The sequence below is a fragment of the Nocardia sp. CC213A genome, assembly GCF_030766805.1.
Taxonomy (GTDB): domain Bacteria; phylum Actinomycetota; class Actinomycetes; order Mycobacteriales; family Mycobacteriaceae; genus Nocardia; species Nocardia otitidiscaviarum.
The window spans coordinates 59705-77678 of record NZ_JASFXA010000023.1; the positions used below are offsets into that span (position 1 = coordinate 59705).

Genomic DNA, 17974 nt, shown 5'->3' on the forward strand with positions numbered 1-17974 from the left:
TCGAAAACCGTCCATCCGGCAATATGCCAGGATTTCTCCGCCGCCGTTGTGCACTCGACAGTAATCCGATCGTTCTACCTCGCCACCCGGACGCCTTCTGCTACACCGGAAAGCACCAATGCGAGAGTAGTTGTGCGTATGAAGATCTCCACAATATCCAGCGTCCTCACCGGAATTCTCCTCGCCCTGTGCACCGCCTCGCCGTACGCCGCGGCCGACACCGGTTCGGCGGGCCCGGCCGTATTCACCGTATCCACCACGGCGGACGCACCGGCGGCGAACCCCTTCGACGGGCAGTGCCGCACGGAGGCAGGGGAATGCACGCTGCGGGCCGCCGTCCAGGCCGCGAATGTGCGGGCGGGCAGCACCATTCACATTCCCGAGGGTCGCTATGTGCTGACCGTGCCGCCGAATCCGTGGAATGTCAACGGCCCGTTCATCGATCCGACCACCGGCGATCTCGATATCACCGCCGACACCACCCTGGTCGGCGCGGGCCGCGACCGCACCGTCATCGATGCCGCGCACATCGACCGGGTCATGCTCACCACCGCCACCGTGTCGATCAGCGATCTGACCGTCACCGGGGGCAGCGCCGCCCAGCACGAGATACCGTTCTTCGAAACCGGCGGCGGCGGTATCGCCAACTCCGGCCGACTGCGCCTGGACCGGGTGCTCGTCACCGGCAATGCCGCCGACTACGGCGGCGGCATCTTCAATATCCCGGTGGCCGATATGCGGATGACCGACAGCATTGTCACCGGCAATGCCGCGGGCGAGGCGGGCGGCGTCCGCTGCGACAACACCTGTGTCTTCACCCGCTCGGCCATTACCGACAATCATGTCGTCAATCCGCATCGCAGCTGGTATCGGATCGGCGGATTCGCCGGGCGCGGCGGCGGTCTCGATATTCGCGGGGTCGGTGAGGTGGTACTCATCGACACCGCGGTGACCGGCAATACCGCGTCCGACGGAGGCGGGGGGATCAATATCGCCCCCGCCTATCTCGACACGCTTCCCTACCAATTCACCGATGCGGTGAATCCCGGAATGGGCAAGCTCATCCTGCGCGGTTCGACCATCGCGTACAACACCGCGGGTATGGGTGAGCAGAATTGCAAGAAGGTCTTCGCCGTCATCATCTCCACGGGTGCCAATCGCAGCAATGACGACTCCTGCGATCTCACCGCGGCGGGCGACGAGGTCCATCCCTGACGAGAACGGAGGGAATCCGCCATGGGTTCGTTCAATGTCGGCGACTGGATGACCGCACTGGGCCAGGGTTTCACCTGGATCGTGTCCATCCTCGTCTCGGGGGCCACGGCGGGCTCATCGTGACGAGCGGACCGGATCGGCGGGTGACGCGCTCCGTGCCTGTTCCCGCGCCAGCGCCCGATCGCGCTGCTCCTCGAATCGGGGGATCTTGACGGTCTCCAGGTCCTCCAGGAAGGCCGCCAGCCGCTCCCGCGCCTGTTCACCGCGCGCACCGAAGTCGTTGCGGTCGAAGATGTTCCACTGCCGCACCACGGGCATGAGCACCTCTTCCAGATGCTGGCGCAGATCGTAGACGCCATGTTTGGCCATGAGGACGCCGTTGCGGCGGAAGTTGGGCATGCCCGCGCCCGGCATGCGGAAGTTCTCGACAATGGTGTCGATGGCCTGCATGGCCTGGTCCGGCACCAGATCCAGGGCCGCGCCGCACATGGTGCGGTAGAAGATCATGTGTAGGTTCTCGTCGGCCGCGATGCGCTGCAGCATGCGGTCGGCGACGGGGTCGTCGCACACCCGCGCGGTATTGCGGTGGCTCACCCGGGTGGCGAGTTCCTGAAAACTGACGTAGGCCACCGAGTGCAGGAACCCCAGGCCGTCGTCGAGGGCGGCGGCCGGGGCGCCGAATCCGTTGGTCATATGCGTCATGCGGTCGTGCTCCAGCGCCACCGGATCGACGCCGCGGGTCACCACCAGATAGTCGCGCAGGACGACGCTGTGCCGCTGTTCCTCCGCGGTCCAGCGCCCCACCCACGTCCCCCAGGCCCCGTCCTGCGAGAAGTTCTCCGCGATCTCGCGGTGGTAGGACGGCAGATTGTCCTCGGTCAGCAGATTGGTGACCAGCGCCGCCTTGGCCACGTCGCTGAGCCGGGATTGCCCCGGCTCCCAGTCCACGCCGTCCAGCATCGCGAAATTGCGGCCCTCGTCCCAGGGCACGTAATCGTGCGGATGCCAGTCCTTGGCCATCTTCAGATGCCGGTTCACGCACTCCCCGGCCACGGGTTCCAACTCGGTCAAGATCTCTCGCTGCGTCAATGCGCGCACACCGCACTCCTCGAACCGGTTCGGGGCCGCGTCGATTCGCGGCCTGAATCGCCCACACCACCACGACGGCCGAGGCGCCGGTAGGGACGAACGTCCCGTCCAAGATCGGCTAATGTCATCACCGCCCCGACGGCTATGCTCGAAGCATCGACACACCGCGAAAACAGCCACGCCAGCGCCGGTCTCGGGAGACCGTGGCGGTGGTGCTGGAGGCCGCCGCGCAGGTGTTCTCCCGGGAGGGGCTGGCGGCGACCACCAATCGCATCGCCGACCGGGCCGGGGTGTCGATCGGCACGGTGTACCAATACTTTCCGAACAAGCACGCCATCCTGCGCGCGCTGGCGCACGCGCACGTCGAGGAGGGCGGACGCCGCCTGGGTGCGGTGTTCCGGCGGCTGCGCGTCGAGCGGCCGTCGTTCCCGGAGACCCTGTACGCCATTCTGGACGCGGTGGCCGACCTGCACCGCGATCGCCCGGCGCTGCACGGCCTGCTGCACCGGCTCGCGCCGCGGCTGCCGGAGGAGGTGACGGCGCTGCGCGCGTTCGAGGACCATCTGGTCGATGAGGTCGCCTACCACCTGGAACGATGCGGGCGCGGTGGCGAGGATGTCGAACTGGCGGCCCGGACGCTGGTGCACGCGGTCGACGCGCATCTGCACCGGGTGCTCACCCGGCACACGATCGATACCGATCAACTGGTGCGCTTCGCCGAACTGTTGGTTCCCGATCCGGTGACGGCCGCGAGCACGGAGCGCAGCGCGCCCGCGAGTTCGGTCAGGCCGGGTTCCTCGATCGGATAGTGGCCGCAGCCGGTGAGCAGCACCGCCTCGGTGGGCGCGGCGATCCGGCGGAGGAAGCGCAGACTCGGTTCCGGCGGCGTCCACCGGTCGGCGGCCGGGTGCACGAGGGTGACCGGCGCGGCCGTATAGCGTTCCGGCGGGGTGTGCGCGAAAGTCAGGAAGCTGGCGAGGAATCCGAGCGGGATGTGGACGCCGCCGCCCCGCGGATCGGTGGCGCACAGCCGCGACAGTTCCGGATTCAGACTCATCGCCCGCATATCGACCAGCCAGCGAATGGGGACGCGCACCCGTCCGAGGAGCGGGTCGAGCGCTCGCAGCACCGGCGCGAGCGCGGCCGTGGCACCGATGCGCGCGGCCGCCCGCCGCGCCGCCGGATCGGCGGGGTCGAGCAGACAGGTGGCGACCACGTGGGCGATCCCCCCGGTGCGCGCCGCGACCTCGTAGGCCAGCATGCCGCCCATACTCGCGCCGAACAGCAGCAGCGGGCGCTCGTCGCGATCCCGTTCGGCGACGACGAGATCACACAGCGACTCCACCCAGTCGCCGTAGCGCACCCCGGCCGGATCGGGTTCGACGGTGTCGCCGTAGAGCGGCAGATCCGGGGACAGCACCTCGATCCCGGCCCTCGCGGCCAGCGCCGTCAGCGGCCACAGCGCGGCCGAGTAGCCGCCCGCGCCGTGGATCACCAGGGCGCGCGCGGGCGATTCGGGCGCGTCCGCCCGGGCGATGTGCACGCGGCGACCGCGCCAGGACCACCAGGTGGAGGTCGGCGGCGGCAGGGGTTCGCGGCGGTAGTCGGCGGGGAGGAAGTGGGCGTATCGCTCGAAGTCCATACCTCCAGCGTCATCGGTGCGACGGCGGGCGACAACTCGCGTTCCGCCGCTGCGTGGGAGCCAGCGAAATCGCGCTGACCTGCGCTTGTTCCATCCTTCCGGACGGGAGGCCGGATGCTGCTCAGTTTTCCGGACGCCGCCGCGTCAAGGGGCCTCGCCACGCCTTGACCGGCGTAGCTTTGCGGCGCAAAGTGAATATATGAACTCTGCATCACAAAGTAATCCCGGTTCCGAGCAGGCCCGGCAACTGGTGGACGATATGGAACACCTCACCCGACGCGGCTGGAAGCTGGCCGCCCCCATGTGGTTCCCCATGCTGTGCATCGCCGTCACCACCCTCGCGTCGGTACCGGCCGCCATCCTGTTCGAGGGTACGAACGCCATGGGCTGGTACTGGATCGTCGTCTCCCTCGCCGCCGCGCTCGCCTGCGGGTGGTACTTCTCCACCCGCCGAGTGCAGCTCCCGGATCTGCGGGGCGGCATCGTCATACTGGCCGCACTGGGTCTGCTGGTATCCACGCAACTGCTCGGCTGGTTCTACCGGGGTGAGTGGGCGCTGGTGGCCCCCTGGCTGGCCGTCGGCATCGGACTCGCCGTCTTCGCGGCGGCACTGCGGTCGCTCACCACGGCCGCGGTCGCCCTGGCCAGCATCGCGGTCGCGGTCATCGTCGGCATCACCGAACCCGAGCACGGGTACGCGCTGCTCGCCCTGGTGGTCGGTGTCACCGCCGCGCTGGCCGCCATGGTGGAACTGGTCCGCACCGACGCCGGTACCGCCGCATGAGCGACCCGCACCCGTCGCTCGACCTCGACGATGTCGTGCACCAGCGCACCCGGCTCGGCATCCTGGCCCTGTTGCGCTCCGGTGTCTCCATGGAATTCGGTGTGCTGCGGGACAATCTGCGCCTCACCGACGGCAATCTGAACCGGCATCTGAAGGTGCTCGAACAGGCCGGGCTGATCACGGGCAACCGGGTCACCGGCCGCGGCCGACCCAAGACCTGGCTCGCCATCACCGCCGCGGGCCGCGACGCCCTGGATGCCGAACTCGCCACCCTGCGCGCCCTCATCGAGGCCACCGAACAGCCGACGCCCGAGCGGGATGCGTCGTAGGCGCGTGGCCGACTGGTCTCCGCCGCACGGCCACAGGCATGATCGGGATATGAAGGTTTTCCAGATCGGTGCGGCCGGGGGTGTCGGACGGCGGCTCGCGCGGCTGCTGACCGACCGCGGCGACGAGGTCAGCGGGATGTATCGCAATCCCGAACAGGTCGAGACCGTGCGGGAATCCGGCGCCGTGCCGGTGCCGGGGGATCTCATCCACGATTCCGTCGACGAATTGGCGAAGAAGCTGGCCGGGCACGATGCCGTGGTGTTCTCGGCGGGGGCGCACGGCACCGGCATGGATCAGACCACCGCCATCGACGGCAAGGGCCTGGAGAAGGCCGCCGATGCCGCGGCGCTGGCCGGGGTGTCGCGATTCGTGCTGGTCTCGGTATTCCCGGAGGCAGGGCGAAACCGGGAAACCACCGAGGGTTTCGAGCACTACATGCGGGTCAAGAAGATCGCCGACGCCTATCTGGCCCGCACCGACCTGAACTGGCTCATCGTCCGCCCGGGCACACTCATCGACTATCCCGGCACCGGCCGGGTCAACGCCGGGCTCGCCATCGAGTACGGCAGCGTGCGTCGCGACGACGTGGCCGCCTTCCTCGCCTCCGCCCTGCACGAACCACGCCTCGACCGGATGCTCGTCGAACTCACCGGCGGACAGACCCCGGTGGACGAGGCCGTGGCCCGTCTGGTGGCCGCGACGTCCTAGGCCACACGACACCCCCTCTCGAATGCCGGGATGGCCCGCGCTCAACGCCGCGACTCGCCAGCGCCGGTTCGGCGGGCATCGCGTCGCGTCGGCGTCGCGACTCGCCAGCGCCGGTTCGGCGGGTGAGCGTCTCAGCACGTCGGCATCGCGATACCCCAGCGCCGTGTGGGTGCTGCCCGGCCGCCGTACGTCATTCTCCGAGCCGGATCGCCTCGCCGGATGCCGCCGCTACGTCCCCGTCCTCCGGCGCGGTCAGCAGGCGCTTGAGCACCTTGCCCGTCTCGCCACGCGGCAGACCGTCGACGAAGGCCACATCGCGCGGTACCGAGACGCGGCCGAGGCGGTGGCGCAGGTAGCGGCGCACCATCTCCGAGTCCAGCCCGGCCCCGGCATTGCGCACCACGAACGCCGCCAGGCGCTGTCCGAAGTCCGGATCGGGCACGCCCACCACCGCGACCTCGTTGACCTGGGGCAGCTGGGCGAGCGCCTCCTCCACCGGACGCGGGAAGACGTTCTCCCCGCCGGAGATGATCATCTCGTCCTCCCGGCCCACGATGAACAGCCGCCCGCTCACATCCAGATAGCCGAGATCGCCCGTATCCAGCAGTCCGTCGTTCTCCTCGGGTGGCACGGCATTGACATAGCCGTCGAACAGCATCTGGTTGCCGACGAAGATGCGGCCGGTGACGCCCACCGGCACCGGCCGCCGATCGTCGCCCAGTACCGCGATCTTCGTGCCCAGCGGCGGTCGCCCCGCCGTCATGGGAGAGATGCGCAGATCCTCCGGCGTGGCGATGGTCGCCCACGACACCTCGGTCGAACCGTAGATGTTGTAGAGGATGTCGCCGAAGGTGTCCAGGAAGCGCAGCACCGTCGAACCCGCCAGCGGCGCACCGCAACTGGCCACGATGCGCAGGCTGGAGGTGTCGTAGCGCGCCCGCACCGCGGTCGGCAGGTCGAGCAGCCGCTGCGCCATGGTCGGCACCACCAGCAGGGTGGTGACCCGGTGCTCGGCGACGAGGCGCAGGGTGTCCTCCGCGTCGAACCGCGCGGGCAGCACCACGGTGGCCCGCAGCGCCGCGCCGAGTTGCAGTCCGGACAGCCCCCAGGTGTGGAACAGCGGGGCCGGTATGAGCATGGTGTCGTTCATCCGCAGCGGAATGCGCGAGAGCAGCGCGGCGAGGGCGCCGAAACCCCGCGCGTTCGGTCGCCGCGCGCCTTTGGGCGCGCCGGTTGTGCCGGAGGTGAGCACCACCAGTCGACCGGGCTGCGGCGGTTTGCGAAACCCCTTCGCCCCCAATTGGATCAGATCATCGATGGTGAGCCGCCCGGCCGTGGGCCGGTCGCCGTCCGTCGTCACCCGGGGGATGCCCTCGTGCAGGTAGCCGACCAGCGATTCCAGCTCACCGTCGACGAACAGGGCCGAGAGCCGGTCGCGCTGCACGATCTCCTCGATCCGCCGCGCCGACAGTCCGGCATTGAGCAGCACCGTGTCCACGCCGAGTTTCCCGGCGGCGACCATGGTTTCGACCATCCCCGCGTGATTGCGCGCGAGCAGGCCGAGCGCGTCGCCGAAGCGCAGCCCGAGCGCGCCCATGGCGTGGGCCAATGCGTCACTGCGCCGGTCGATCTCGGCGTAGGTGCGGCTGCCGTGCCCGTCCACCACGGCGACGCGATGCGGCGCGCGGGCGGCTCCGGCGGCGTAGGCGCCCGCGAGATTGAACCCCCAGCGCGCCAGTCCGCGCAGTTGCCGGACCACCACGTCGGGACGGCTCGGGCCCACCACACCGGTCTCGAGCACCTGCCGGGCCACCCCGACCGCGCGCCGTACCCCTGAGTCCTCGCCATTGACCGCGACCGACGTCGCCTTCCCCCGCACGATATCGGCGGCGCGCTCCAATCCGGTTCGAATCCAGCGCACCACCGCGGATTTCGGCAACTCCGCCAGCCGGGGATGCAGCCGCCCGACGGCGAAGCAGGTCACCGTCACCCGCGTGCGCGCGTCGTCGCCGACCATCCGCACGGTCACGAAGCTGCCGCGGGCCGGACACTGCAGTTCCAGGCTCTCCCCCGCGCGGCCCGCCCGCACCCGCACCTCGAGGATGGCGATTCCGGTGTCCGGGGTGCCGATGCGGAAGAGCACCAGCGGATTTCCCTCGACCACGCCCACCTGTTCGCATGCACCGATCCCGGGGTAGACGCGTGGATAGGTCTCGGGTTCGAGCAGCAGCGCCCACAGCGCATGCCTCGGAATCGCTATCTCAGCGGCCGCATCGAAGACATCGGTCACCACCGCAGCGCCACTCCTTGCCGGGCCCGCGCACACCAATCCGGTCGGGATCGCTCCGTTCTACCGATCCGCGCGGCCGCGGGGATCCGAATGCACCGGTTCCCGGTCTATTCACCAGTCGCGGCCGAATCGCTTATGACCGAGCACAATCGGGTCCGCACGGGGATCACCATCACCGGGACCGCCGCCGCGTCGACCGCCGCGCGCACGGTGCGGGCGTGATCGGGGGCCAGTCGCCGCGACCAGCCCAGGACGACCAGATCGGCCTCCCGCGCCGCCACCTCGACCACATGCTCGCCGGGTTCACCGCTGCACAGGGTGATCTCGGGGTGCGGGTGCGGTACCAGGGGGCGGCAGAACCGCGCCCGGAATTCCGTCTCCCACGCCTCGCGGGCGTGCGCGGATTGGTCCCAGCACGCCGGAACGGTGCGTTCGTCGAACACGTGCAGCAGGACGAGTTCGATTCCGGCGGTGTGGAACAGCCCGGCGGTCTCGGCGACCGCCCGCGCCGCCTCCTCGGTGCCGTCGAGCGGCAGCAGCACGCGTTCGATGGCCCCGGGCGTGCCGCCGGGCCGCGGTGTCACCACGGCGGGGACCAGAACCAGGGGATCGCGCGCATGTTGGAGCAGCCACCAGACGTCGTCGTCGAATCCGACGACGCCCATCAGCACGTCGGGATCGTCCAGGGCGTCGAGGAATTCGGCGTCCGAGGCGTCCTTCGGCGTGTACCGGGTGCCCAGTCGCAGGGATCGGGCCAGGTCGGCCGCGATCACCTCGGTGGTGGGCGCGGGCCGGACCAGGATATCGGTCATGGGGTCTCCTCATCGGTGGGCCACCAGGCCGCGCCGACGACGGGGTGTGCGGCGCGGTCGCCGACCGCCATGGTCACCGGGCCGTCGCTGTGCACGCCGACACCGGTGTGGGTGATGTCGAGCCGGATGCGACGACCCAGGCAGTGGAACGCCAGCCGCAGCCGCGGCCAGCGGTCCGGCAGCACCGGCCGCACCCGCAGCACGCCGTCGCGCACCCGGACCCCGGCGAAGCCGGTCAGCATCGCCTGCCAGACTCCGGCCACGGTGGCCATGTGCAGGCCCACCGCGGTGCTGCCGGTGCGATCGTCGAGATCGAGCCGCAGCGCCGCGCGCAGCATCTCCAGCGCGGCGTCGGCACGTCCGGCGCGTGCCAGCAGCGCGGCCATGGCGGCGGGTGACAGCGAGGAGCCGTGCGCGGTACGCGGACCGTAGAAGTCGAGGTTGACCGGCAGCGAACCGGGCACGGTCTCCTCGGGCACCAGGTGGTGCAGCATCAGCACGTCGGGCTGTTTGATCAACTGCGAGCCCGTCACCCGACGCTGCCCGAGCAGGACGTCCACCGCCACCGGCGGCCGGGCGCCGACGTCGGCCATGGTGAGCGGTTCCAGCTCGAAGTATCCGGCGAACTGCTCGTAGCGGCCGTCCGGGTGCGCCTGGTCCACGATGCGCTCGGCCAGCTCCCGCCAGTGCGCGAATTCCGCTGCCTCCTCGGCGTTCCGGGGATGCAGACGGGCGGCGCGGCGCAGATTCCAGCGAGCCATGACATTGGTGTAGGCGTTGTCGTCGACCGTTTCGTGGTACTCGTCCGGGCCGATCACGCGGTCGATGTGGCCGCGATCGTCCGCGTCCACCCGCACCCGCGCGGCCCAGTAGGCGGCGGTCTCGGTGAGCAGCTCACGCGCGGTGGTGTGCGCGAAATCGGGACGCCCGCACCATTCGGCGAAATGATCCACCGCCCAGGCCACATCGGCGGTGATGTGCTCCTCGAGGTCGCCGGTGAGAATGGGAACCTCGGTGCCGCCGAGGAATCCGCTGCGCGGGGTGACGTCGAAGCCGTCGGCGGCCGACTCCCAGGGGAAGCGCGCACCGACGCGGCCATCGGCGCGCGCGCGGGCACGCGCGCCCGGCAGCCGCCGCAGCCGGTAGGCGATCATGGCCTCGGCGGCGGCGGGATCGATACTCGCCATGGCGGGCAGCACGAAGGCGTCGGCGTCCCAGAACACGTGGCCGCGATAGCCGGAACCGGAGATGCCGCGCGCGCCCACCGCGGATTCGCCGTGCGCGCCCGCGTTGTTCCAAAGTTGGAAGAGCGCGAAGCGCACGCCCAGTTCGACTTCCGGATCGTCGGGCAGTTCGATGCCGACGGCGGACCAGCGCCGCGCCCACACCCGGCGGTGCTGCGCGAGCAGCTCGTCCACCCCCGCCTCCCAGGCGTGGCGCAGCTCGCGCAGGGCGCGGCTCGCGCCGCCGCCGTCCGCGTCGGTGGCGCAGGCGGTGATGCGGTCCAGGCGCGCGGTGCCGTCGGCCGCGGTGAGCCGCTGGGAGGCCGCCGCGGCGATCCCACCGCCGGTGTCATCGGATTCGACTCGCAGACAGCGCGTTTCGGCGCCCGGATGCGGGGAGATCGCGGCGAGTTCGGTATGCCGCACCCCGGGTTCCGGCGGCGGTGGATGCAGCGGTGGGCCGGGGTCCAGCCGCCCGGCGTCCGCCTCGGCGCGCAGCACATGCAGGCCGGGCCGGTCGGCACACGCGAAGCGGAGGCTGTGAAAGTCCTGTCCCCCTCCGGTTTCGCTGTGGTGCAGGACGCCGGCATACAGGTCGAGGTAGCGCCGACCGCCCGCTACCGGAGGATCGACGCCGAGGACCGTCCAGCGCGGCCCCTCCAGCAGATGCTGCTCGGGACCGGTTCCCGCGTACACCCCCTGGGCGAGAATGCCGGGCGCCGCGTCGATATCGGCGTCCTCCGGCGCGCCGCGCGCCGCGATACCGCCCTCGGCGACCGTGAATACCGCCGCATCGGCGACCTCCGGGCGGTTCGCCTGCTGCGGTACCGTCCATCGCCGCGGATCATGGGCGCGCTCGACGGCATCGTCGTCGGGTGTCGCGTCCGGAGCTATGTCGAACAACCCCATTGTCGTTCATCTCCCTCGTCTTTCCTGCCCCGAAGCGGGCCATACCTCTACGATCCGCCACCCGGTCGCCCGGTGCCACCACCTGGTTACGACAGTGCGCGATAGGGGCCGCGGGCGGCCAGCGGGCGGTAGGTGGGCCGATGCGTACGCCGGTCGATGAACGGCGTGGCATCGCAGAACCGCTGCGGGAGTGGCGGGTTGGCAGAGCGCCGCACCACAGCGGGATTGCTGGGCGGTCGCTCCGACACCCCGGCCGGCGGCATGGTATACGGGTATCGCAGCGTGCTGAACTGAAATATCAAGCCGCACAGCGCAATCAGCGCGCCGACCAGCCACGCGGAGGCACCGGAGAAGCCGATCTGCTTGAACCACACCGCAATCCCGGCGGATAGCAGTGCACCGACCGGAGCGGCCGCGCTCCACAACAGCCGGGCGGGCACGGCCCGTGCGGCGAGCACGCAGCCCACTCCCAGCCACCACGGCGGGCAGAGCGCGACCGCGGCCAGGCCCTGCAGCGGGGCGGTGAGCACCTGGAGCGTACCGGGATCCGGATGTCGCAACCAGCCGTCCACCACCGCGTTCGCGATCGAATAGGGTACAGCGACCGACAGTGCGGCGATCGCTGTCCAGCTGGTCCAGACCTTCGAATCCATGGATGCTCCTCTGGCAGGGGGACGCGCCGGGATGAACGCCGACGTCCGCCCCGACCGGCGAGGCAGCCGGGGTGCCGACCGTCTCTTCAGCTCTATCGCCCCCGCCCCCACGAATGTTGCCTCTCGGTAACCAGGCGCCGATGTGTCGTCCACCACCGACCGTGGCGCACCCGCGCCAACCGTTCTCTCCCCCATGGCCCCCGCCCCGCCCCGGGGTTAGTGTCGGACCATGGTGCGCACCGCTCTGGCCGCGGCGGATCCCGACGAACCGGATCACGCCGCGTCCACCACCCGCCCCCACCTGGGCGTCGTCCCCGGCACCCCCGATCCGGGCGATCTGGATGCCGACCGTTTCGCCCACTTGGTCTTCACCGCGGCGGACGCACAGCGCCTGCCCGCCTCCGCCCGCCACCGCATCGCGGCCTACATCCACCTCCAACTGGCCACGCTGGAGGAGTTCGGCGATACCGCCGAATCCGCCGAGCACTGACCCGAAACCGTTACCGCGACCGGCGACTCGTTCCGCACAGCACGGACGCGGTAGCGACACCCGCTTGCCGCCGGACCGGGCGGCATCGAACGCGTCCTGGATGCTCTACGGGGCGCGGATCACAAATCGGTTGGTGCGCGGCACCCGAGTTGTTACGGTGTGCGACGTGAATTCCCCGGAGGCGTCCAGACGATAGCCGACCGGCCCACGGGTCGGTCGGCGTGGCGAGCGCAGGTCCGCCGGTCCGTGAGCGACCGGTGGTCAGGCTGCGTCGCGACGCCGGATGTGTTGTTCCACAACCATCTCGGGCGCGTCGACACGACCGCGCCTCGAATACGGGGAGTCTGCTCTCATGCCCTTCGTGGTGTACGTTCTCGCCGCCGCGGTCTTCGCGCAGGGAACGTCGGAGTTCATGCTGTCGGGGCTGCTGCCCCGCATCGCGCCGGATCTCGGGGTCTCGCTCGGCACCGCCGGGTTGCTCACCTCGCTGTTCGCCGCGGGAATGGTGCTCGGTGCGCCCACCATGGCCATGGTGGCGAGTCGCCTGCCGGTCGGGATCGCGGTCACCGCATTCCTCGGCCTGTTCGGCGCCGTCCACGTGATCGGCGCTACGACAACGGATTTCGGAGTACTGCTGGCGACACGGGTGTTCGCCGCGATCGCGAACGCCGGATTCCTGGCGATCGTGCTGGCCGCGCTGCCACGCTGGGTCGGTCCGGCGCTGGTGGGTCGTGGGACCGCGGTCGTGGTCTCGGGGGTGACGGTGGCCTGCATTGTCGGGGTGCCCGCGGGGACGCTGCTCGGACAGCTGTGGGGATGGCGGTCCGCCTTCTGGGCCGTCGCGGCCGTCAGCACGCTGCTGCTGGTGCCGGTGTGGGCGCTCGTTCCGCGCGGCGGCGACGAATCGGCCGCACCGCGAACGGCGGTGCGACGCGAGTGGGCGGTGGTCGCCGACCGCCGGGTGGTCCGTGCCGGGCTGATCGCGATCCTGGTCAATGCCGCGACGTTCGCCGCCTTCACCTATCTCGGCACCATCACCGCCGGTCTCGGTGTGGATCCGTACTGGGTGCCGGTGGTGCTGGCGTTGTTCGGCATCGGCTCCTTCGCCGGGGTGACGGTCGCGGGGCGGTACAGCGACCGGTACCGCGACCGGATCGTCACCGGCGGCACCGGCGCGCTCATCGCGGTCTGGGCTGTCACCGCCCTGACCGCGCATACGCTCGTCGGGCTGACGGTCACGGCGGCGGTGGCGGGCGCGCTCGCCTTCGGCGTCGGATCGACGCTGATCGCCACGATCGTGGGGACGGCCGCACCGGCCGCGCCCCGTATCGCGGGTGCGTTGGCGACCACCGCCTTCAATCTCGGTGCGGTACTCGGTCCGGTGGCCGCCGGAATGCTCGTGGACGCCACGCGGCGACCGGTGGCGGCGCTGTGGTGCGGCGCGCTGCTCGTCACCGTCGCCGCGGGCGTGCTCGTACTCGGTCGCCGCGGTACCTCGGCGCAGGTGTCCACCGCGCCGCGCTGAGGGGCCGCTGCCCGTCGACGTCCGACCGTGCCGGTCCGTATCACCCAGATGTCGACGGCACGGAGGCATTGCCGGTTCGCCCTCTCGCGACACCGCGGAGTCATCGACTGCTTCGGGGAGCCGCTGGTTCGGGGCACCAGCGGCTCCGGAAGTCGGCAGCTCCGGACATCAGCAGCTTCGCGCGTCATTGGCTGGGCGCGTCAATGGCTGGGCGCGTCAATGGCTCGGCACGTCAATGGCTCGGCACGCCAATGGCTCGGCGGTCGACGCAGCCGCGCGTCGACGCAGCCGGCTGTCAAGCGTCCGGGCGTCGACGCATCCGCTTATCCACCGCATCCGATCATCGACGTCTCCGAGCGTCAACGCCTCGGTCCCGCAAGGTCTTTCAGGTAGGCGCGCACGGTCGCTTCGATGCGTGCGGCATCGGTGGGGGTGACGAGTTCGTGCAGGGCGATGCCGTCGATGTACGCGTGCAGGCGGGCGGCCTCGGTGTCGGGGTCGCGGGTGGCGTGCAGGTGGCCGGTCTCGGCGAGGTGGTGGCACAGCTGGCGGCAGAGGGTGGCGATGGCGCGCTGGGATCGCTCGGCGAGTTCGGCGAGTCGCGGATGGGCCGGGGATTCGGCGATGAGCGCGACATTGACGCGCATCTCGGTGCGGCGCGTGTCGTCGGCGGGCAGCAGTTCGAGCAGCATGGCGGTGACCATGTCCACGGGATCGGTCACGCCCGCGTGGCCGCGCACCCGCCGCTCGGCGTTGGTGTGGACCAACTCCATCGAGTAGGCGAGCAGATCGGCCTTGGTGGGGAAGCTGTGCCGCAGCGATCCGAGCACGATGCCCGCCTCCGCGGCGACCGTGCGCAGGGATACGGCACTGACGCCGCTGTCCACGATGAGCCGCCAGACGGCGGCGGCCACCTCGGCTCTGCGCTGGTTCTGGTCGATGGTCTTCGGCACGGATTCCATATTAGCTCAACTGTGCTAGATTGAAGTCCTGTTCTAGCACGGTTGAGCTAATACGAGGGGTCGCGCGATGTTCGAACTACTGGGGGAACACCCCATCGCCGGAGTCATCCTGGGCTGCGAGGTCGGCCTGTGGGTGCTGCTCGGGCTGGGCTTGGCACTGCGTTATCTCGCGCGCCTGCGGCGGCTGAGTACCGCTGTGCTGCTGGGCATTCCGCTGCTGGATGTGGTGCTGGTGGTCGCCACCGCCATCGATCTGCATCGCGGCGCGGTCGCCGATGCCACCCACGGGCTGGCCGGTGTCTACCTCGGCTTCTCGGTGGCCTTCGGTCCGACGCTGGTGCGCTGGGCCGACGCCCGCTTCGCCCACCGCTTCGCGGGCGGCCCGCCGCCGGTGCGGGCACCGAAATCCGGCCCGGCTCGCCGCCGATACCTCTGGCAGGAGTGGCTGCGGGTGGTGAACGCCGCGACCATCAGCTCCGCGACCCTGGGGCTCCTCGTCCTGTTCATCGCCTCGCCGGAGCAGGATCAGACCCTCATCTGGTGGATCGGCCGCGTCTGGGTGGTCGCCGGGCTGTGGTTCGTCTTCGGACCACTGTGGGAATCCGGGCGCGGACACCGGGAACCGACCGATCGAGATCGGGTCGGCAGCAACGCCTGAACCCGCGCGACACCGTCAGCGTTCGTGTAGATCGTGCCAGAACTCGCCCAGCGAACGGGAGTCGCGGCGCAGGTGCTCGTCGAAGCGGGTGATGAAGCGGAGTTCGGCCTCGATGAGTTCCAGGCGGTAGTCGCACTCGATGAGAAAGATGGGATCGACGCCCTCGGCCGCCCGCACGGTCGTTCGCAGTTCGGCGGCCGCGTCGTTCAGCGCGCGACGGCGACGGTCGAGGAGGTCGGGGAGTTCGTCCGGCGGCAGCACGACGATCAGCGAGAGCGCGGCCTGGAAATGCGAATACTCCTTGGCGGGCAAGGCCACCAGCTCCCGCATCCGCTCCCGCAGTGCGACCCGCCCGGCCTCGGTGTGCCGGTAGACGGTGCGTTCGGGCCGCTGGCCCTGCCGTTCGGTGCGCTGGGCTTCGACATAGCCGACGCGAACCAGCTGTTCGACGACCATGTACACCGAAGCGTGCTTGTAGTCCATACTGCGGGCGGCATTGCGATCCTTCAGCAGTTTGCCCAATTCATAAGGATGCATGGGCCTTTCGAGGAGGTACGCGAGCACGGTCAGGGCGAGCCAGTTACGCAGCGGATCCCGGTTCGCCACCCGGTACCTCCTCTCGCCCGTCCTAGATGTCGAGCACGATGCGCTGCCCGTGCGCTCGCGATACGCAGGGGTAGATGATATCGGTGCGCTGGCGTTCGCCCGGGCCCAGCACATCGTCGCGATGGTCCGGCCGTCCGGCCAGCACCCGGGTGACGCAGCTGCCGCAGACGCCGTCCTCACACGACAGGTCGACCGCCGGATCGACATCCCGCAGGACCGAGAGCAGCGTCCGATCCTCCGGCACCCGCACCACCACCCCCGTGCGGCGCAGTTCGGCGTCGAAGGCCGTGTTCTCGACGCCGGCGCGCGCACTGGCCGCGAAGCGCTCCAGGTGGAGTGAGCCGTGCGGGCAGGCCGCCGCCATGGTCGCGGTGACGGCGTCGAGCAGTTCGGTGGGGCCGCAGCAGTACACCGCGACGCCGGGCGCGGTGTCCCGCAGCAGTGCCGCGATATCCGGGCGAGCCCGGGTGTCGGCGGGCAGCAGCGTCACCCGCTCCGGGTACCGGTGCCGCAACTCCGGCGCGAAGGCCATGGTCGCCAGGGATCGACCGCGATACACCAGTCGCCAGTCCGCGCCCCGGGCCTGCAGGCGCCGGATCATGGGCAGGAAGGGGGCGATCCCGATCCCACCCGCGACGAACAGATAGGACGGAGCGTCGACGAGCGGAAAGTTGTTGCGCGGTCCACGGATTCCGACGCGGTCGCCGACACGCAGTTGGTGGATCTCGAGCGAACCGCCCCGGCCTCGCGGTTCCTTCAGCACCGCGATGCGGTAGCACCCGGTGTCGGCGGGGTCGCCGTGCAGCGAGAACTGCCGCACCCGCCCCGACGGCAGCACCACGTCGATATGCGCGCCGGGCTCCCAGGGCGGCAGGCCATCGTCATCCGCGGCGCGCAGCGTGAGGTCGACAGTGCCGTCCGCGACCATCCGGGTACCGGCCACCACGGCCGCGTGCACAGGCTGCCGAACTCGCTTGCCCGTCACCGACTTTCGACCCCATGGCGTGGTGCCGCCCGGCTTGTACAGCGACAGCAGCACCGCGCCGATCAGACTCACGGCCGACGCGGCGAACCCCCACAGCGCCACATCGGCCGCCGCGGTGAGATCCGCCGGGGTGCCGCCGGTATCGGCCAGCACCGCGGCCTGCGCCGCCGCGGTCTCCAGGGCGTTGTGCAGGAATCCGAACGCCATCACCAGGATCGCGACCGCGATCACGAGCTTGGCCGCCAGCCAGTAGTACCGGATCACACCCCACGGCGTGGTGATCCCCAGGGCGAGACCGGTGAGGAAGGTGGCGAAATTACACCAGGGCAGCAGGGTGATGTCGAAGGCGGCCATCAATTCGTAGGCCACCCGGCTGGTTTCGATATCGGCCGCCGTCAGCGCGACGAAGGCCATGGCCGAGATCGCCACCGCGACACCGACCCAGCACGCCGCGGCAACCACGTGCGCGGCCACCAGCGCTTTCCGGGTGCGCGGGCGCACCCGCCCCGCCAGCAGCGCCAGCGCGGGCACCACCAGCCAGGTACCGAACATGGCGATCAGATCGCCCACCGCGAATGCCTGCGCCAGCGCGAGAACCACCAGCGACCAGCCGAGCGCGAGCGTCACCGGCCGCGACGGCGCGGGCCGCACGGTGAGCCACAGCGCCAGCCCGGCGCTCAGCACGGCGAGCACCACCCACAGCGGGCGGTGCACCATCGGCAGGTAGGGCGGGAATACCGGCGGCACCACCAGCGCGAGCAGGGCGGCGCAGCAGAAGGCGATCAGCAGCGCACGGGCGGGCCGCGCTGCGGCCGCGGTGCGGGGCTCGGCGGATTTTCCGACCGACATCGGGTACCTCGTTCCTGGATCAGTCGATATCGACTATTCGAGTGTGCGAGCGACGCCCGCGCGACACATCCGGGATCACCCCGACTTCGCACCCCCACCCTTATGGCTATCAATCCGGAATAGCCATGAGCTATCGGGGCTCGAGATCGTTTACGGCTCGGCGAATGGCTACGGATCGGCAACCCTCGACCGTCCCGGCCTGCGAAGAAAGCGGGTGAGTGCGCACGGCTGGGCAACCTGTGGT

At 70.2% G+C, this 17974-nt stretch carries 17 protein-coding genes; 8 read left to right on the forward strand and 9 right to left on the reverse strand.

Going from position 1 to position 17974, the window contains the following annotated elements; all coding sequences use genetic code 11:
• Positions 1-138: 138 nt before the first annotated feature.
• Positions 139-1215, forward strand: coding sequence for a CSLREA domain-containing protein (locus QJS31_RS31670; RefSeq protein WP_282782973.1), 1077 nt, complete (start codon positions 139-141; stop codon positions 1213-1215).
• A 114-nt stretch (positions 1216-1329) separates the two neighbouring features.
• On the opposite strand, the gene QJS31_RS31675 is transcribed toward QJS31_RS31670, so the two are convergent.
• The gene (locus QJS31_RS31675; protein WP_282782975.1) at positions 1330-2313 is read right to left on the reverse strand and encodes an acyl-ACP desaturase; all 984 of its coding nucleotides are present in this window, start codon (positions 2311-2313) and stop codon (positions 1330-1332) included.
• A 194-nt stretch (positions 2314-2507) separates the two neighbouring features.
• Here QJS31_RS31675 and QJS31_RS31680 point away from each other — a divergent pair, with 194 nt between their 5' ends.
• Positions 2508-3113, forward strand: coding sequence for a TetR/AcrR family transcriptional regulator (locus tag QJS31_RS31680; protein ID WP_282782977.1), 606 nt, complete (start codon positions 2508-2510; stop codon positions 3111-3113).
• On the opposite strand, the gene QJS31_RS31685 is transcribed toward QJS31_RS31680, so the two are convergent.
• Positions 3005-3946 (reverse strand): alpha/beta hydrolase, encoded by a 942-nt coding sequence (locus QJS31_RS31685; protein WP_306358445.1) that lies wholly within the window; start codon positions 3944-3946, stop codon positions 3005-3007. The two genes, QJS31_RS31680 and QJS31_RS31685, sit on opposite strands and share 109 nt — an antisense overlap.
• A 199-nt stretch (positions 3947-4145) precedes the next feature.
• Between QJS31_RS31685 and QJS31_RS31690 the strand changes: the two genes are divergently transcribed.
• From QJS31_RS31690 to QJS31_RS31700, 3 genes are read left to right on the forward strand one after another with little or no spacing between them, the layout of a single operon-like run.
• Positions 4146-4730, forward strand: coding sequence for a hypothetical protein (locus QJS31_RS31690; protein WP_282785623.1), 585 nt, complete (start codon positions 4146-4148; stop codon positions 4728-4730).
• Positions 4727-5059 (forward strand): transcriptional regulator, encoded by a 333-nt coding sequence (locus tag QJS31_RS31695; RefSeq protein ID WP_282785622.1) that lies wholly within the window; start codon positions 4727-4729, stop codon positions 5057-5059. The genes QJS31_RS31690 and QJS31_RS31695 overlap by 4 nt, the downstream gene beginning before the upstream one ends.
• A gap of 49 nt (positions 5060-5108) precedes the next feature.
• Entirely contained in the window at positions 5109-5768 is a 660-nt protein-coding gene (locus tag QJS31_RS31700) for an NAD(P)H-binding protein (protein WP_282785621.1), read from the forward strand.
• Positions 5769-5958: 190 nt separating this feature from the next.
• Here QJS31_RS31700 and QJS31_RS31705 read toward each other — a convergent pair whose 3' ends face one another.
• From QJS31_RS31705 to QJS31_RS31720, 4 genes are all read right to left on the reverse strand, one after another.
• Positions 5959-8061 (reverse strand): AMP-binding protein, encoded by a 2103-nt coding sequence (locus QJS31_RS31705; RefSeq protein WP_282785620.1) that lies wholly within the window; start codon positions 8059-8061, stop codon positions 5959-5961.
• A 104-nt stretch (positions 8062-8165) separates the two neighbouring features.
• Complete coding sequence (locus QJS31_RS31710; RefSeq protein ID WP_282785619.1) at positions 8166-8870, reverse strand: universal stress protein; 705 nt, start codon at positions 8868-8870, stop codon at positions 8166-8168.
• Complete coding sequence (locus tag QJS31_RS31715) at positions 8867-11002, reverse strand: glycosyl hydrolase family 65 protein (RefSeq protein WP_306358446.1); 2136 nt, start codon at positions 11000-11002, stop codon at positions 8867-8869. The genes QJS31_RS31710 and QJS31_RS31715 overlap by 4 nt, the downstream gene beginning before the upstream one ends.
• Before the next feature lie 86 nt (positions 11003-11088).
• Positions 11089-11655 (reverse strand): hypothetical protein, encoded by a 567-nt coding sequence (locus QJS31_RS31720; protein WP_282785399.1) that lies wholly within the window; start codon positions 11653-11655, stop codon positions 11089-11091.
• 229 nt (positions 11656-11884) lie between these two features.
• On the opposite strand from QJS31_RS31720, the gene QJS31_RS31725 reads away from it, so the two are divergent.
• Together QJS31_RS31725 and QJS31_RS31730 are read left to right on the forward strand one after the other, a co-directional pair.
• A complete protein-coding gene (locus QJS31_RS31725; RefSeq protein WP_282785398.1) occupies positions 11885-12145 on the forward strand; it encodes a hypothetical protein in 261 nt (86 codons plus the stop codon).
• 352 nt (positions 12146-12497) lie between these two features.
• A complete protein-coding gene (locus QJS31_RS31730) occupies positions 12498-13670 on the forward strand; it encodes a Cmx/CmrA family chloramphenicol efflux MFS transporter (protein ID WP_306358447.1) in 1173 nt (390 codons plus the stop codon).
• Positions 13671-14029: 359 nt separating this feature from the next.
• On the opposite strand, the gene QJS31_RS31735 is transcribed toward QJS31_RS31730, so the two are convergent.
• Positions 14030-14623 carry a TetR/AcrR family transcriptional regulator gene (locus QJS31_RS31735; RefSeq protein ID WP_282785396.1) on the reverse strand — a complete coding sequence of 198 codons (594 nt, stop codon included), beginning with the start codon at positions 14621-14623 and terminating at the stop codon, positions 14030-14032.
• A gap of 76 nt (positions 14624-14699) precedes the next feature.
• On the opposite strand from QJS31_RS31735, the gene QJS31_RS31740 reads away from it, so the two are divergent.
• Positions 14700-15290, forward strand: a complete 591-nt coding sequence (locus QJS31_RS31740) for a hypothetical protein (protein WP_282785395.1) — start codon at positions 14700-14702, stop codon at positions 15288-15290.
• A 15-nt stretch (positions 15291-15305) separates the two neighbouring features.
• Here QJS31_RS31740 and QJS31_RS31745 read toward each other — a convergent pair whose 3' ends face one another.
• On the reverse strand, positions 15306-15896 hold the full coding sequence (locus tag QJS31_RS31745) for a PadR family transcriptional regulator (protein ID WP_282785394.1): 591 nt from the start codon (positions 15894-15896) through the stop codon (positions 15306-15308).
• 22 nt (positions 15897-15918) lie between these two features.
• Positions 15919-17730, reverse strand: coding sequence for a 2Fe-2S iron-sulfur cluster-binding protein (locus QJS31_RS31750; RefSeq protein WP_306358448.1), 1812 nt, complete (start codon positions 17728-17730; stop codon positions 15919-15921).
• Positions 17731-17974: the final 244 nt, after the last annotated feature.